Genomic DNA, 14,313 nt, shown 5'->3' on the forward strand with positions numbered 1-14,313 from the left:
TTCCCTTCTCGCAGGGCCTCAGGTTCCGAACGGTGATCGGCCAATTCTGGTCGTGAAACAGAGAAAAAACGTCACACCCCGGCGCGCGGGAGCGCACTCGCGCATTGCATGGAGAGCGCGCTCTCCCACTCACCACCGCATATGGCTCAGCTGACGGCGCGATCGGTTTCATCACGGCCGGGCATATGCGAAATCAGACTCATGTGCCCGTTCATGCGTTGGTGCCACGCTGTCACCCATGTCATCGGCATATGGCTGATGGTCGAGGCGAGGGTCTGAGAGACAGGGCCAGCGTTCAGCTCGGGATGAGCTCCTCCCCTTAGTTTCGAGTCGACCGTCGTATCGGGGGAGGTCCGGGTGGGCGGCCGGCCGTGCGGTGACGTGTCGGTGCGCTTCCTCGGTGCCGTAGGCGTCGTCGGGCAGGCGCAGGTGATGGCGTGCCTGGGCTCGGGGCCGCATGACGACAGGGTCATCAGCCCGACAGGCCGCTCGGGCTGTGGGCTGTGATGAACCGCTTCCTCTTCGGAGAAGCTGGTGTCGGGATTCCGGAGCCTGCGTGCCGGGTGAAGATCGCTTGCCCTGGTCTCGGTCAGCGCGGGCACCAGGTACGAATCTCAAGGTCAATGATCTCGGCGTCGGGGCGGATACGGCTGGTCTCCACCAGCCATTGGTGTACGGCCGCGGTGACACCGCCGCTGGCAGCGTCGACGCGGCGGGCGAAGTCGGTTGCGTCGAAACCGCCGCTGGTGGCGGAGCCATAGGAGCGTTCTTCGGTGTGGTCGGCCCCGAGGGATGAGCAAAATCACTCACGTAAGATGCTGACCCTGCAGGCCAGCAAGCGTGCTCCCTACGCATGTGGGGGTCTGTCGGAGGCGTAAACTGCGGCCCCATCATGGGCCGAGTGCTCCCCACGCATGTGGGGGGGCTGTCGATGGCCTCGCCGAGCGAGTGCGGGCAACTACGCCCTTCCCTATGTTCATGGGAGTCTGCCGCACAGACGCGGTGCGGGCAGATGTCCGGAGCCGGGTCCTCCATCGCCGCTGTAGAGGAGTACGGGCGGAGCGGGAGCCGGTCAGGGTTCGATGTACGTCAAGATCTGTGCGCCGAGGTCGAGTTCGAGATGGCCGCCGCCGTGTTTACGTAGCTGCCGTCAGGCGGCGTAGCGGGTCATGATGGCCTTCCCCCAGTCGGCAGCGCGCAGGACACTGACTCGGGCACTTGCTGCCCGTGGCGCCGGTTGGGGTCACGGCCGGTCGGGACGTGTCTGGTCCTCGGTGGGGGTAGCGCGGGTATGAGGGTCAGGTGCGCCGTGCCCGTACAGCAGGTACGGGGCTTCGTCGGGGTGGCGTTGTACCCGGGCGCGGCGCCAGGCGGCGTCAAAGGTGGGTAGTGCGGTGTGTTCGCGGCGGGCTCGGCGCATCAGCCTCAGGGCGTACCAGCTGGTGAGGGGGGACAGCAGGCAGCGCAGCAGGGTGGGGGTCATGGGCCGGGGACAGTGCCGGCGGGGTTCGTTGTGTTCTCGAGGAGTTCTTGGATCTTGTCCGCGTGTGCGGGTTGGCGGGCTCCGCGCATGGCGTCGGCGAGGAGTTGCATGAGCATGCGCTTTTGCTCTTGGCGGGGGAACTGGTCGAAGAAGTCCCGTACGAGGGCGAGGACTTGGACTTCGAAGGGCTCGCCTTCGGAGCGGGGGTAGCGGGCGAGGCGCTCTGCGGTGTCGGCCAGGGCCTTGTCGTCCGGCAGGCCGGCCAGGTCGGTGGTGGAGTTGGAAAGCAGCCAGGCCAGGAGGGCTGCGGGGTGGGCGAGTCGTTCGGCGAGCGCCTGGGTGCGCTGGCTTTCCAGGGTGTCTTTGATGCCCTGGGTGCGGGCCGCGGTGAGGAGTTCGTTTACTGCGGCCTGGTCGTCCGGGGCCAGAGTGAGGCGGGCGGCGGCCGTCACCTTGATGCCGTTGGCGGTGGTGCGGGGGGTGCTCAGGTGACGGTTGCAGGCGTCGCGGGCGGCAGGGAGGTCGGTGGGGTCCTGCTCGCGCAGGGCCTCGGCTGCGGCGGATCGCAGGGCCTGCCGGATGTGGTTGGCGATGAGGTCCGTGTCGTTGGCGCTATCGGGGTTCGGTGAGGACCGTGGCGGTGATGAGGGCGGTGAAGTGGATGCCGGGGCGGGAACTGCGCAGGAGAGCGGGGAAGTCGGTGACGCCTCGCCGCAGCGCGCGGTGGCGAGCTCGCCGGGTGGTGTGGGTCATGCGCTCTCCCGTCCGAGCCCGTTGAGCGAGGGGGCAGCATCGGCGAGTGCATGTGGGTGCGTGGCGAGGGGGTCCGGCTGGCGGAGAGTCGGCGCCCGCGGCGCCGGTTTCGGCGCGGTCGGGGTTTCGGGTGGATCGGCCTCGTGCGGCTCCGGGGCCGGGGTGGTGCCGGCGCGCCGGTAGCTGATCATGAGGTGTTTGCGCAGGTCGATGACGGCGGCGGGGGTGTGGGCGTGGCCTTCGCGGCCCATGAGGAAGGCTGCCATGGGGCCGGTCATGAGGTGCTGGTCGATGACGCGGTCGAGGATGCGGATGACGGCTTGCCTGTCGAGGGCGGCGTCGGCGACGGCCTGGGCCCAGTCGGTCAGCAGTGTTTCGGCTGGCTCGTCGAAGGCGGGTTCTTCCAGCACGGCGCACCAGCCGGCGGCGAGGTCGTCGGCGGTTGCTGGGTCGGTGAGCGCGTTGGCGAGCAGGAGGGGGGCCGGCGATGGGTCGGCCTGGGGGGTGAGCAGGGCGATGAAGGCCCTGCGTCCGGCCCGGTGGCCTCGCTCGCCTTGTGCGGGGCCGCTTCTCCAGGCGGTGACGGCGTCCCAGACCTTCGGCAGGAGGTGGAGGTTGGAGGCCATGGTGCGCAGGGCTTGGGCTGCTTCGGTGACGGCCTGGTCGTGACGCGGCCGGTCCAGGACCCATCGCAGGCAGGTCAGGGCCTGGCGTGGGTAGAGGGAGGCGAACTCGCCCTGGCAGGCGACGGCTGTGACCGTGGCGGTGCCTTCCGGGGGGTTCGATGCCCAGGTCCGCAGCCGGGCGCGGACCTCCGAGCCCAGGGTGGGGTGTTGGGCAGCGGTGGCGAGCATGGTGGCGGCGGCCCGTTGCCCTGGTGAGCCGGCTTGGGCCCAGGCCTGGGTGATGTCGAGGGGTTTGAGGTCGTGCTCGGCGACGGCGAGGTCGGCCAGCAGCCCAGCGAGGGCGTCGATGCGGGGTGCGGCAGGGCCCTTGGGGGTGGTGAGCTTCTGGATCCAGTCCAGCAGCGGCTGCTGGGCGTCGCTGAGCTGACGCCAGACGTAGCGCAGCACTGCGTCGGGGTAGCCGGGCAGGTGGTCGAAGCTGACGCGCTGGGCCTCGACTTTGGCCTGCACCTTCTCGAGGCGGGTGGCGAGGGCGGGCGCAGTAAGAATGTCGGTGATGGCGCGGTGCTCATCTTGCTGAAGTAGCGTTCGGGCGGCCTTGAGGACATCGGTTGAGCTGTTCCCGTCCAGGACGATGGCCGCGAGCAGCAGGGCCCGATCGTCGGCGCTGCCCTCGGTGTCGGCGAAGGTTGCCGCGACGAGGTGCTGCCATCCGGTCATCGCATCCCGTGCCCTGCTCAGGGCATCGGGTCGTGTGGCGTCGATGCGGCTGAGTGCGACAGCGCGGCCGGCAGCCTCTCCCGGCGGCATGTCGGGCCGCAGCAGGTCCGTCAGTCCGCCACTGTCCTTGCCGTCATGGCTGGCGAGCCAGCCGATCTTGTCCGGATCCGGGTAGAGGACGTTGAGGTGGCGTTCCAGTACTAGGTCTCCGCGGGGGGCTTCGGCTGTGATGGCGATGCGGCCCATCTGCGGGTCGTGTCCGCTCGGCCAGTTGGCTGCACCGGTGATGACGATGAGGCATGAGCCCCTGTGCCGCAGCGTGTCGGCGTGTCCAAGGATTTGTCGGGCGGCTGCGGGCGGGTCGCTCCAGGTTTCTCCCGCCACGTCGAGGATGTAGCCGCGGCCTGGTTCGCGGGGCAGCAGGTCGGAGTCGGGACCGTCCCAGTCGGGCAGGACGTGCCTGAGGTGGAGCCGTCCTCGCGCTGAGTCCGGTGCGGAGCGCTGGAGGGCGAAGTCGGTCAGGGCCCGCAGTGCGGCGGCGGTCTTTCCGGTACCGGGCGGGCCGCTGATGACGACGATCGGCTCATCTTCGCGCAGCAGCTTCAGGATCTGGTCGGCCGTTGTCAGCGGGGTGTTGGCGGGCGTGATTTTGACCCAGGCGCGGCGTACGGCCTTGATCTCGCTGTCCGTCACGGGGAATGTCGGCAGTGTCGGGCGTTGGTGCAGGTTGATGTCGCCTGCTGCCTGGTAGATGGTGGAGTAGGAGTTGTCGCTGGCGCTGATCGTGGGCTGGGCGGGTGGGAGGCCGGTGGAGTGTGCGGTGGGAGACGTCACGGCCCGGTCACGCGTCCGCCGCGCGTGGCGAGACGCCGTAGTTGATGCCACCGCTGCCGGCGTCCACGTTGCCGAGTGCTTGCACGACCTGGCTGTGGGTGTTGTGCTGCGCGCTCAGCGGCGGGCCTTGTGCTCCTGACGCGGGCGTGTCATCGGGCAGCAGAGCGCGCAGTTCGTCCGCCATGTCGGGAAAGCGGTCGAGATAGGCAGCCAGTTGAAGGACCAGGCGGTTCTCCAGGCGTCGCCTCTCCTCGCTGTCGGGCGTGTCCGCCCCGCTGGCCAGGGTCTGTGCCGCCTCGTCGAACAGGGCCAGCTGCCGGTCGGCTGCTTGTCCGTCGCGGTGCAGGAAGCGGGCGAACGCGCCCCGGACCGCATCCCATCCTCCGCGGACCATCTCTGTCACCAGTGCGGCGACACTCTGAGTTGCCACGGCCATGACATCAATTTCGGCGTCCAACGCGTCCCCCTGCACGTGCTCACGGTTGTGATGACATCTGCTCATCAGCGTGCAAAGAGGTCATCGCGCCCACAACCCCAAAAGCCGCATGTGACGGAAAACCATGCAAGAGAATCAATGAGAGGTCAGTTCGTGACGACATATAAATTAGGCCGCATGGGGAGAGTCGCGTACGCGAAGCGGGCAGCGCAGCCTCGCCTCAGGTCACCCGTTCGAACGGTTCCGGTCCCGGCCTTTCACTGCGATGTCAAGCATGCCTTGACCACCGGGCGTGTCGGGAATGACGCAAAGCCGACGGCGGGGCGGCCGCGCCGTACGCGACGACCTCCCGCCGGGACGCGCCGGCGGCATTCCCCCCGGACTGCCCGGACTCAGCGTCGCCCCAGCGCGCTCCTGCCACGCCGAGCAGCAACGGTCGCCGTCGCGGCGGCGGCCCGGCCGGAGGTCAGGATCAGAGATAGCCTGCCGGGGCGCCCCACCCAGCAACGCCCCTCACCGAAACATCCGGCTCCGGTAAAGTGAGCAAAACACGGCCCGCCGAGCCTCGAACCCACAGGTCACTAGGGACTGTCTCCAGTTGTGATCATTGGGCTTTTAGGATGTTGCTGATCCAGATGGTCGCTGCGCGGAGATGAAGTCCGGCGAGGTAGCTCTCGGGCGTCTTGTCGTAGCGGGTCGCGATGCCTCGCCAGTCCTTCATCCTGTTGATGGCCCGCTCGACCGTGTTGCGGTCGCGGTAGAGATCGGTTGTGGGTGACGGGCCTGCCGCCGGCCACCGGCTCGCCTACATACCCACGCCCTACCGCATGGACCCAGACCTCGTCCGTGTCGAACCACTACTGGACGTCGTGAACATCTACGCCGCAGACACCCCCACCAGTATGGTGCTGCACTCGGCCATACGCTTCGACTACGACCCGGCATCCGCCGCTCCGGGACACCCTGCCTCACATCTGACCCTCAACTCCATACAGTGCCGAATCGCCTGTGCCGCACCTATGCACGTGGGACGGTTCATGGACTTCATCTTCCGGCACTTCTACGCCGGCCTGTGGGCAGCCCACCGCAGCTATTTCACCGAGGGCGCCACCCGTCACATAGGCGAGCGCACGCTCACCGACGACGACCGTACAAGCCCCCACCTGATGTGGCGCTAGGTTCTGGTGGCTGACCTGCACGAACTCGGAGCGCCGGTGGTCAAGGGGAGGCGTTCGAGATCCTGGCCGCAGGGTTCAAGGGAGCGCCAGAAGAGTGCTCGCTGGGCAGGCTTAGGGTCCTGTCCGACACATCCGGACAGCAAGCCGGTCTGGGCACCCGCGTCCCTGACAAGATGGGCAGGCCCGTGGCGGCGCATAGCGGCGCGTGGCCGGTCACCCGCTGGCGGCGGTGACCGAAGACGAACAAGCAGAGTCGACGGCGCTCCCTAGCACCCGTCGGCCCCGGTATTCACCGCGGGCCGTCCTCCGCAGTGAGCGGTCCGAGCTTCAGTTTCGGTGACGGCCCCGTTGATGAGGCCGTGGACCAAGCCCACGGCCGTGGCCCCGCGTTCCAGGACGTCGAGTTTGTCGTCAGTCAGCAGCCTCTGGTCGTCCGCGAGGACCTGGGGCTTGCCGCCGTAGCGTATCGACGCGTGGAGAATGACCGTGGGCACCGCGGTGACGAGGAGGTCCGTAGTGTCGTCCAGGAGGCCGTGCTCTCCGGTCGGTGTGGCCTCGGCCGGACGCTCACGGGCGAACTCATCGGCTTCTGGGCGGGTCTTGCGCAGCATGTCCAGGACCTCTGCCGCCTTCTTCGCCTGGGGGGCCTTGCGGCGGCGAGCGTAGGCGTATCCTCCAGCACGAGGTCTACGAGCTTGGCCGCGACAAAGTAGTGCTTGTCGATCACGTACACCGAAGCACGGTCGTGCAAGGGCGCGCCGGGTGCCAGCAGTTCGCCCAAGAGCCGACGGCGCTGACCGGCTTCCCCGCCGGTGAACATCTTCTGGAGCTTCACCTCTGTCGCGGACTTCTGGATTCCCGCCTCTCGTCGCAGCGTGTCCACGATCCCGGCTGCTTCCGCGTCGTCGATGGCCACCGAGGCTATGATCACGTAACGGTCGCCGCCGTGGAGTTGATCGCCGTGGTAACCGGACTCGTCGATGGCGATCCACCGGCCTGTGCCAGCGCGGTCGTCGGTGGGAGCCTGGTGGTTGCAGCGACTGAAGTTCGCTCCGACAAGGACTGCTCACCTCCCCTGTCTGCGGGCCCGCTCCGGCGGGTTCAGGAGTGACGGGTGGTGGTGTCGAGCCGACCGAGGATCCAGCGGATGAGTTCTTTGCTCATCGTGAGTTCGGGGTTCTTCTTCAGGGCTTCCTGGGCATGGAAGGTGATCTTGGCCCAGTTACGGAAGTAGCCGTGTGCGCCTGCGTCGTCGGTGAAGGCCAGGAGGTCCTGGTCGGCGTCGTTCCACACGGCGTGGTAGGGAGGGATGTTGTTGAAGACCTCGGCAAGGCTCAGTGGTCTGAACTGCTGGGCCTGGTAGAGGCGGGAGTGCAGGGGTGCGTGGCGCAGGACTCGTTGGCGGGTGTTGCCGCTGCCGACGAGGATGACGGTGAGGGGGTTTGTCTCTTCGTCCCACAGGATCCGGGCGCTCTCCATGAGCGAGGTGTTGATGTTCTGGACTTCGTCGATGAGCAGGACGTGGGGCTGGCTGGCGAGGGCCTGTCGGATGTCGCCTTTGCAGGCGGCGAGGTTGTCGAGGGGCTTGCCCGGCAGGGCGAGGGCGCGCCAGAAGGCGTGGTAGACCTCGGTCTTGGTGGCGCTGGCGTCGAAGCGGAGGCGGACGGTGTTGTGGGGGGCGAATTTACGCAGGGCGCGGTGGACGGCGAAGGTCTTGCCGAGGCCGACTTGTCCGTGGATGCAGATGATGGAGTGGTGCTCGATGGCCTCCTTGATGAGTTGTTCCGTTTCGCGGGCTGCCTTGGTGCCTACCGTGTGGGCTCCGGCGAGGCGCTGGTAGTGGTCGTGGATGGGGTCGGGAAGCCGGCAGGCGGGGGCGGGTGGCTGGGTCATGTTCGGAGTCCGGTCTGGTCGTCGGGGTGTTCGTCCTCGGGCTGGTTGGGGCGGTGGTCCAGGGGCATGGTCAGGTCGTCGGAGGGTTCGGGAAGCGGAATGAAGTCCGGGAGCGGTTCGAATGCCTGGCTGGTGGCGTTGAGTTCGCGTAGTTGTTCGGTCGCTTCGTCCTGGGTGAGGGCGTCCAGCCGTCGGGGTGGGCGTGCTTCGGTGACGGCTTCGTAGCGTGCGTTGCGGTTCCTCTCGGCCTTTTTGAGTGCGTTGCGCAGTCGGTCGGCCTCGCTGCGGCGGGCTCGGTCGAGTGCTCTGCGCTGGGCGGGGGTCACCTGATCGGTGAGGAAGGCGGGGCCGAGGTGGCGGAGGGTGCCGGGCTCGTAGAGCTCGACGCGGTGGTCGTGGTGCAGGAGGTGGCGCAGGTGGACCTTTTCGCCGGCGTGGCCGTGCATCCATTCGGCGATGTAGTCGCGTTTGCGCCAGCGGACGCCGCTGTTGTTGATGGTCAGGGGTTTACCGGCGCGCTCAAGGGTGAGGGTGTGCAGGTCTTCGGCAGGGACATCGAAGATGGGGGTGAGGTCGTCCGTCCATGCCTGCTCGGGGGTTTTTCCGTCGAGTTTGTCCATGGTGTGGACGGTGTTGCGTTTGCGGATCCAGTCGAGGACGAGGGCGACGAAGCCTTCGAAGTGCAGGAGGGGCTGGTCGGGGTCGACGGGTTTGCCGCCTGACAGGGTGGGGGCTTCGGTGTAGCCGGGGAAGTCGGCGAAGAGGGTTTTTTTGATGGCGCCGTTGGCTGCTTCGACGGTGGCTTTCAGGTCGGGGCGGCGGGGCGGCAGCACGATGTGTTCAGTGCCGAGCGAGCCGAGTGCCTGGCCGACGGTGCGGGAGAGGAAGTCGCGGCCGCCGTCGACGCGGATGCGGTCGGGGATCCCGCCATAGGGGTTGTGCGGCGCTTCGGTGAGGATGGCGTCGCGCAGGGCGACGAGGATGCTTTCCCTGCTGGGTGTCTGGGGGGTGATGGCGACGCCGCAGATACATTTGGTGGCGCAGTCGATGAACCAGGTGATCCATGGTTTGCGGACGTGGCCGTCGAGGATGACGGGGACGCTGGCTTCGACGTGGTCGGTTTCCCAGGCATAGTTGCGGTGGTGGTGTTCGCGTTCTCCGTGGATGTCGTAGCGGCGGCGGGCGCTTTCTCCTCCGCTCAGGCCGGCGCGCTGTCCTTTGTTCCAGTGGCGTTGGGCTGCCCGGTGGAACGTGGCCGGGGAAGGGAGTTTCTCGTCCTTGAAGGGTTCTTCTTTGAGTTCCTTGTAGGCGGCGGTGACGTTGCCCCGCAATCGTGCGATGACTTCGATGGCGTGGTCGGTGAGCTGGTAGGCGGGGCGGCCCTGTGGGGTGTAGGTGCCGTTGTTGGCCGCGGCGTTTTTCATCCAGCGGCGGACGGTACGGGAGGTGACGCCGAAGGCGTCGCATACGGCGCGGGTGTGCCCGGGGGCGAGGGTGCCGAGTTCGCTGTGGTGTAGCAGGCGGCTGACTGCCAGGGCTCGCAGCCGGGTGTCGTCGGGAGCGGGCAGGGGCGGTTGCATGGCGGGGGGTGCCTTTCGTGCTTCGTGGAGGGCGGGATGGTTCAGCCGGGGGTGAGGGTGAGCAGGCCGGCTCCGTAGGCCTTGCCGCGGCCGATGCCTTCGCGGATCGCGGTGTCGAGGAGGGCCGGTTCGCTGATGGTGGCCGTGCCGTCGAACTGGGTCAGGCGCTCGTAGGGTCCTGGGCGGGGAGAGGGGAAGGGGCAGGGTGTGGCTGCGGGGAGGCTGGTGAGGTGCAGGCCGGCGGCCGGGGCGCGGCGTTGCCACCAGGCGATGGCGTCCGGTCCGGTCAGGGGGGTGAGTTTGCCGCGGAGGCGTCCGGTGACGGGGTGGGGTACGGCGTCGGCGCTGCGGCTGACGACGGGGGCGGCGGTGATGCGGTAGCGCACGGGGAGGTGGGGAGTGAGGCCGGTCAGGATGGGGGTGAGGTCGCGGGTGGTGATGTCTCCGTAGCCGTCGGGGAGGCCGGCGAGGTGTGGGGTGTCGGCGGTTTGGACGAGGAGGACGGGGTCGAGGCCGGGGTCGAGGCGGAAAAGGAGGCCGCCGGCTTTGCGGGGGTGGGGGCCGTCGGGGTGGGGCAGGAGGCGCATCATGGTTTTGTGGAGGCCGGGTCGGTAGGCGAGGTCGTTGCAGGCTCTGCGGTGGTGGCGGTTGAGGATGATGCGGGTCAGGGTTGCCGGCATGGGGTGTCCTTGAGGATGTAGTCGGTGAGGGTGTCGATGGGCCGGGGTCCGGCGTAGAGGGTGGTGGGGAGTGGTTCGGTGGTTCTCCACAGGGGGCGGAGCAGGTGGTGGCGGCGGGTGTGGGTGAAGTCGGCTGGTTCGCTCGGGGTTTCGCGGTCGGGTGGGGTGCCGGGGTGTGGGGGGTGTTCGGCCCAGAAGTCGATGGGCACGTGGGTCTGGCCGGGGCGGGGTGGGTGGGCGAGGCTGAGGGGGACGCGGTCGCGCAGGGCGGTTTCGGGGTCGGGGATGTCGGTGTGGATGAGGAGGGGTTCGTCGGGCAGGCAGACGCGTCGGCCGAGGTAGGGGGAGAAGCGCGGGGTGGTGAGTGTGGTGGCGATGTGCGCCAGGAGCGGGGCGGGGCCTTGGACGGCGATGGTGAAGACGGCGCCGGTCAGATAGTCCCGTTGGGAGATGTGCGTGGATCTGTTTTGGGTGCGGTATTTCCCGTCGCTGGTGTGCAGGCCTTGGCGGTGGGGGCGTCCGCCGCCGGTGGTGTGCCAGTCGCGGTAGGGGGTGCCGGGGCAGTCGACGCGGATGGTGAGGGCAAGGTCGCGGTGGCTGGGGGTGCCCGGCAGTTCGGGGTAAGGGTCCAGGGCGTGTTCGGCGGTGCGTCCCTGGGCGGCGGCGAACATGCCGATCAGTGCGGACCGGGTGGGGAAGGTTGTGGTGTCGCGGTGGTGAAAGGTGCCTGCCTCGCCGTAGGACTGCAGGAGGCCGGCTGCGCGCAGGACCAGTCCGCGGCTCATGCGGCGGCCTGGCTGGGGGTGTCGGGCAGGGCCGTGCGGGCGCAGGTGGCGGCGAGGTCATCGAAACCGGTGTGGTGGGTGCCCAGTTCTCCGATGGGGGTGCCGGCGGTGGTGGCGTGGCCGTGGGTGATGCGGTGGCGGGTGCCGATGAGGCGGTCGATGGTGGTGGCGTACGTGGTGAGGGCCTGGCGGGCGGGCAGGACGTAGCCCTGGCCGTGGGAGCGGACGGGTTGTTCGAAGGCGGCGCCGTAGGAGACGGGTCGGCGGTCACGTACGACGTAGTGGACGAGGTCGGGCACGGTGTGCGCGGCTGCGGAGGTCTGTCCGCCGCGGGGCATGGTCATGATGAATGCCTGGGTGAACAGGTCGATGAGGGTGCGGGCGGTGGTGGTGTCGCCGTTCAGGTTGGCCAGGAGTGTGGTGGTGTTGACGGTCGCGAAGCGGTAGAAGTGTCCGGTGGAGCGGTAGGCGGTGTTGAGGTGGGCGCTGCCTGCTTCGCCAGGGCGGGGCCAGTCATCGACGGCGGTGAAGAAGTCCGGCTGGGGCTCGCTGCGGTGGACGGTGAAGGCCGGGGCCATCTGTACGGCGGCTTGGATGTGGCCGTCGTGGATTTCGGTGAGCATGCGCCCGAAGAGGCTGATGCTGGCGGTGCGGCGGGTGAGCTGGGCGGTGATCTCGTCGGTGGGCAGGAGTGCGGGGGCCGGCTTCTTGGTGGCGGTCTGTTTGGCCAGGCCTTCTTCGAGGGTGGTGCGGTGGGTGCGGCACAGTTGTGTCAGGTGGCGGGCGGTGTCGGCGGGCAGGAAGAACATGGCCTGGGTGCGGTGGTCTTCTTGGGGATTGGTCTTGAGTCCCCCGGTCTTCGCGCTGGCGGCGATCTGGGCCGCGGCGAACGATGCCAGGTCCTCGGTCCAGCCCTCGGCGCGCAGCGCGTCGGTGACGGTCGGAGGGACCATGCGGGTGCGGGCGGCGTGCTCGTCGAGTTCTTCTTCGACGGCCAGTCGGATCGGGCGTTTCCATGCCTGGGAGGAGATCATCGTGCGGATGGCGCCGCCCAGTTCGAGGGTTTTGGGTTCCCCGCTCTCGTCGCTGTTCAGATTGGCGGCCGTGCTCGGGTGGAGGGCGTGGATGTCGAGGAAGCGGGCAGCAGTCACGGGGTTTCCTTGGAGGTCAGGTACAGGGTGCGGTAGAAGGCGTCCTGCCAGCGGGTGGCGACCCGGCCCCGGTCGTGGTCGCGCTGGGCGAGGTCGTCGAGAAGAACCGGCCAGTCGGGGGTGAGGTCTGCGTCGATGAGACGGCCGGTCAGGGAGGGCAGGCGGCGGTGCAGCTGGTTCTCGCTGAGACGGACCAGGACGGCGAGGAGTTCGTCGGTACGGGTCTCGTTGAAGTCGGCGGTGCGCACCGCGTGGGCGAGGGTCGCGCCGAGGTTGGGCCGTTTCCGCCAGGTGGCCGGACTGTAGGGGTCGAGGTCGGGGGCAGGGTCGGGGTTCGTGGCTGCGGGGGTGGTGGGTTGTTCGGTGCTGGTGGCGTGTGCTGCCCGTACGGCATCGAGGGGGTCGACGTGGGCGATCAGGGAGGCGACGGTGTAGTGGACGCGGCGTTGCCCGTAGCCGTGGGTGAGCACGGACAGGAAGCGGTGCATGCCGTTGCAGTCGTCGACCGGGCGGCCGCGGCCCTGGCGCAGGGTCCGCCGCGCTTTGGGGTCGGTGCAGGCTTTCTCGACCTTTGCGGTGAAGCCGGTGTAGTGGCGGCGGTACTCAATCGCAGTGGGCATCAGGGGTCCTGGCGTGCGCGGGCGGCGGGGGGCGGGGTGTAGAGGGCGTCGACTGCTGTGGCGATGGCGCGGGCGGCGGCGCGGTGGCGGAAGCGGGCGCTGGCAGTCGCGGTGCGCAGGGCGCGGGCTGCGGTGTCGGCGAACGTGATCCGTGCGGGGGTGTCGGTGTCCAGGAGGTGCCAGAACGCTGCTTCGGCTTGCTGCCAGTACAGGCTGCGGGCTGTGGCGGTCCACGAGGGATCTTTTGAGGAGGGGGCTGCGTGGCAGGTGTCCTTCCACGCCTGGTTGGTCAGGAACGTCAGGCGGGAGGCGGTGCTCTCGGCTGCGGTGCAGCATTCGGAGATGCGGTTGGCGCGTGCGGGGTCGTGTTCCTGACTCCAGGCGAGCAGGGGCGGGGTGATGGCCGTGTACCAGCGGCGCTGGATGGTTTTGGTGTCCTGGTCGAAGCCGTGGACCCGTACGCGCAGGCTCTTGCGTACTGGGGGTGGGAGGTCGTTGAGGGTGTCGAAGACTTCCGGGCGGCGTGTCGCATGCTGTTCGTCGGGAGCCAGGACCAGGGAGTCCAGCTCGCGCCACCAGGCGCGGTCGGCGTCCGCGCGGCGGGGACGGGCTTGGGGCGGGCGGCCGGTGCCGGTGCGGACGACGAGGTAGGGGTCGGTCACCGCGAGCCGGGGCTGCTGGGTGGACCAGGTCAGGTAGGCGTTGGTGACGGTGCTCGCGTCGTCGCCGGGCACGAGGAGCACGGAGTGCCGGTTCATGCCTGTCAGGCGCCGTCCCGGCCAGGTGGCGGGCGGTAAGGGGGCTTGCGGGTCGGGGAGTTGGGGCTCTTCCCATGGGCAGTGGTCTGGTTCGCTCTGTTCGTCGGCGGTGAATTTCGGGATGCCTGCCAGGAGCGTTTCGTACAGGGTGCGGCCCAGGGGGTGGAAGGAGACGGTGCCGCGCAGGGGGCCGGCGGCGGCGCGGGGGCATGTGAGTGTGCCGGCTGTGCGGGAGGTGCAGCCGCCGGATGCTCCGTAGTAGTGGTGGATGAGGAGGTGCTGGAGTGCCTCGCCGGTGGGCAGGGGCATCGCTGCTTGGTCGTGGTGGGGGCTGAGCCAGGCCAGGTTGTTGCCTGCGGGGCGTCCGAAGACGAGCGTGTTGATGCCGGAGGGTATCGCGCACTGCTCGCGCAGCCGGGGGTCCTGCATCCAGGGCCGTAACGGGTCGAACACGTCGAAGGAGTACTTCGCGAAGTAGGTGTTGACGGCGTCGGTGTCGAACCCGTCGGTACGGCCGAGGAGTTCACTGCGGTGCCGGTTCCAGGTGTCGGCGTTCAGTTCGGGGTCGTCGAGGCCGGTGATGCGGGCGGCCAGGACGGTCGCGATGCGCAGGATGGCCGATGCGGCCGGGGCGGCGGCCACGGCGAGGTCTTCGATGGTGTGGGCGTCAAGGATCAGGCCGCGCAGGCCGGTGCGGTGGTAGCCGTGCTGGTCACGGACGTCGATCCAGGGGTCGTCGGCCGCGCTGAAGCGGTCGGGCGGTGTCAACGGTGGTGCTCCACAGAGGCAGCAGGAGAAGAAGGGCGAGGGGGGATG

At 68.7% G+C, this 14,313-nt stretch carries 13 protein-coding genes and 1 pseudogene; 1 reads left to right on the forward strand and 13 read right to left on the reverse strand.

Going from position 1 to position 14,313, the window contains the following annotated elements; genetic code table 11:
* Nucleotides 1–1,479: 1,479 nt before the first annotated feature.
* The 5 genes and pseudogenes from J8403_RS00295 to J8403_RS00315 form a co-directional block, all read right to left on the reverse strand.
* Nucleotides 1,480–1,935 carry a hypothetical protein gene (locus J8403_RS00295; RefSeq protein WP_211121275.1) on the reverse strand — a complete coding sequence of 152 codons (456 nt, stop codon included), beginning with the start codon at nucleotides 1,933–1,935 and terminating at the stop codon, nucleotides 1,480–1,482.
* Between the two features lie 160 nt (nucleotides 1,936–2,095).
* Nucleotides 2,096–2,236: a hypothetical protein gene (locus tag J8403_RS00300; protein WP_211121276.1), complete on the reverse strand. Its 141-nt coding sequence runs from the start codon at nucleotides 2,234–2,236 to the stop codon at nucleotides 2,096–2,098.
* Nucleotides 2,233–4,416, reverse strand: a complete 2,184-nt coding sequence (locus tag J8403_RS00305) for a hypothetical protein (RefSeq protein ID WP_211121277.1) — start codon at nucleotides 4,414–4,416, stop codon at nucleotides 2,233–2,235. The genes J8403_RS00300 and J8403_RS00305 overlap by 4 nt, the downstream gene beginning before the upstream one ends.
* Before the next feature lie 7 nt (nucleotides 4,417–4,423).
* Entirely contained in the window at nucleotides 4,424–4,852 is a 429-nt protein-coding gene (locus tag J8403_RS00310; RefSeq protein ID WP_211121278.1) for a hypothetical protein, read from the reverse strand.
* A gap of 604 nt (nucleotides 4,853–5,456) precedes the next feature.
* A pseudogene (locus J8403_RS00315) lies at nucleotides 5,457–5,643 on the reverse strand (hypothetical protein); the annotation flags it as partial.
* A 36-nt stretch (nucleotides 5,644–5,679) separates the two neighbouring features.
* On the opposite strand from J8403_RS00315, the gene J8403_RS00320 reads away from it, so the two are divergent.
* Nucleotides 5,680–6,030 carry a DUF2290 domain-containing protein gene (locus J8403_RS00320; protein WP_211121279.1) on the forward strand — a complete coding sequence of 117 codons (351 nt, stop codon included), beginning with the start codon at nucleotides 5,680–5,682 and terminating at the stop codon, nucleotides 6,028–6,030.
* A 266-nt stretch (nucleotides 6,031–6,296) separates the two neighbouring features.
* Here the strand turns inward: J8403_RS00320 and J8403_RS00325 are convergent, their stop codons facing one another.
* The 8 genes from J8403_RS00325 to casA form a co-directional block, all read right to left on the reverse strand.
* Nucleotides 6,297–6,641, reverse strand: coding sequence for a hypothetical protein (locus J8403_RS00325; protein ID WP_211121280.1), 345 nt, complete (start codon nucleotides 6,639–6,641; stop codon nucleotides 6,297–6,299).
* Nucleotides 6,642–7,131: 490 nt separating this feature from the next.
* On the reverse strand, nucleotides 7,132–7,923 hold the full coding sequence (locus J8403_RS00330) for an AAA family ATPase (protein WP_211121281.1): 792 nt from the start codon (nucleotides 7,921–7,923) through the stop codon (nucleotides 7,132–7,134).
* Nucleotides 7,920–9,503: a Mu transposase C-terminal domain-containing protein gene (locus J8403_RS00335; protein ID WP_211121282.1), complete on the reverse strand. Its 1,584-nt coding sequence runs from the start codon at nucleotides 9,501–9,503 to the stop codon at nucleotides 7,920–7,922. The genes J8403_RS00330 and J8403_RS00335 overlap by 4 nt, the downstream gene beginning before the upstream one ends.
* A gap of 41 nt (nucleotides 9,504–9,544) precedes the next feature.
* Nucleotides 9,545–10,183, reverse strand: a complete 639-nt coding sequence (locus J8403_RS00340; RefSeq protein ID WP_211121283.1) for a type I-E CRISPR-associated protein Cas6/Cse3/CasE — start codon at nucleotides 10,181–10,183, stop codon at nucleotides 9,545–9,547.
* Nucleotides 10,168–10,968: a type I-E CRISPR-associated protein Cas5/CasD gene (gene cas5e, locus J8403_RS00345; RefSeq protein ID WP_211121284.1), complete on the reverse strand. Its 801-nt coding sequence runs from the start codon at nucleotides 10,966–10,968 to the stop codon at nucleotides 10,168–10,170. Before cas5e ends, J8403_RS00340 begins: the two co-directional genes overlap by 16 nt.
* Nucleotides 10,965–12,119: a type I-E CRISPR-associated protein Cas7/Cse4/CasC gene (gene cas7e / locus J8403_RS00350; protein WP_211121285.1), complete on the reverse strand. Its 1,155-nt coding sequence runs from the start codon at nucleotides 12,117–12,119 to the stop codon at nucleotides 10,965–10,967. The genes cas5e and cas7e overlap by 4 nt, the downstream gene beginning before the upstream one ends.
* Nucleotides 12,116–12,739, reverse strand: coding sequence for a type I-E CRISPR-associated protein Cse2/CasB (gene casB, locus J8403_RS00355; protein WP_211121286.1), 624 nt, complete (start codon nucleotides 12,737–12,739; stop codon nucleotides 12,116–12,118). Before casB ends, cas7e begins: the two co-directional genes overlap by 4 nt.
* A complete protein-coding gene (casA, locus tag J8403_RS00360; protein WP_246585608.1) occupies nucleotides 12,739–14,265 on the reverse strand; it encodes a type I-E CRISPR-associated protein Cse1/CasA in 1,527 nt (508 codons plus the stop codon). Before casA ends, casB begins: the two co-directional genes overlap by 1 nt.
* Nucleotides 14,266–14,313 lie beyond the last annotated feature (48 nt).

Origin of the sequence: Streptomyces yatensis (genome assembly GCF_018069625.1) — a bacterium.
In the GTDB taxonomy this organism is placed as follows: domain Bacteria; phylum Actinomycetota; class Actinomycetes; order Streptomycetales; family Streptomycetaceae; genus Streptomyces; species Streptomyces yatensis.

Bases quoted from the DNA above. Each gene is read 5' to 3' on its own strand.
- J8403_RS00300 (WP_211121276.1), bottom strand. From the start codon at position 2,236: ATGACCCACACCACCCGGCGAGCTCGCCACCGCGCGCTGCGGCGAGGC.
- J8403_RS00310 (WP_211121278.1), bottom strand. From the start codon at position 4,852: ATGGCCGTGGCAACTCAGAGTGTCGCCGCACTGGTGACAGAGATGGTC.
- J8403_RS00320 (WP_211121279.1), top strand. From the start codon at position 5,680: ATGGACCCAGACCTCGTCCGTGTCGAACCACTACTGGACGTCGTGAAC.
- J8403_RS00325 (WP_211121280.1), bottom strand. From the start codon at position 6,641: ATGCTGCGCAAGACCCGCCCAGAAGCCGATGAGTTCGCCCGTGAGCGT.
- J8403_RS00330 (WP_211121281.1), bottom strand. From the start codon at position 7,923: ATGACCCAGCCACCCGCCCCCGCCTGCCGGCTTCCCGACCCCATCCAC.
- J8403_RS00335 (WP_211121282.1), bottom strand. From the start codon at position 9,503: ATGCAACCGCCCCTGCCCGCTCCCGACGACACCCGGCTGCGAGCCCTG.
- J8403_RS00340 (WP_211121283.1), bottom strand. From the start codon at position 10,183: ATGCCGGCAACCCTGACCCGCATCATCCTCAACCGCCACCACCGCAGA.
- cas5e (WP_211121284.1), bottom strand. From the start codon at position 10,968: ATGAGCCGCGGACTGGTCCTGCGCGCAGCCGGCCTCCTGCAGTCCTAC.
- casB (WP_211121286.1), bottom strand. From the start codon at position 12,739: ATGCCCACTGCGATTGAGTACCGCCGCCACTACACCGGCTTCACCGCA.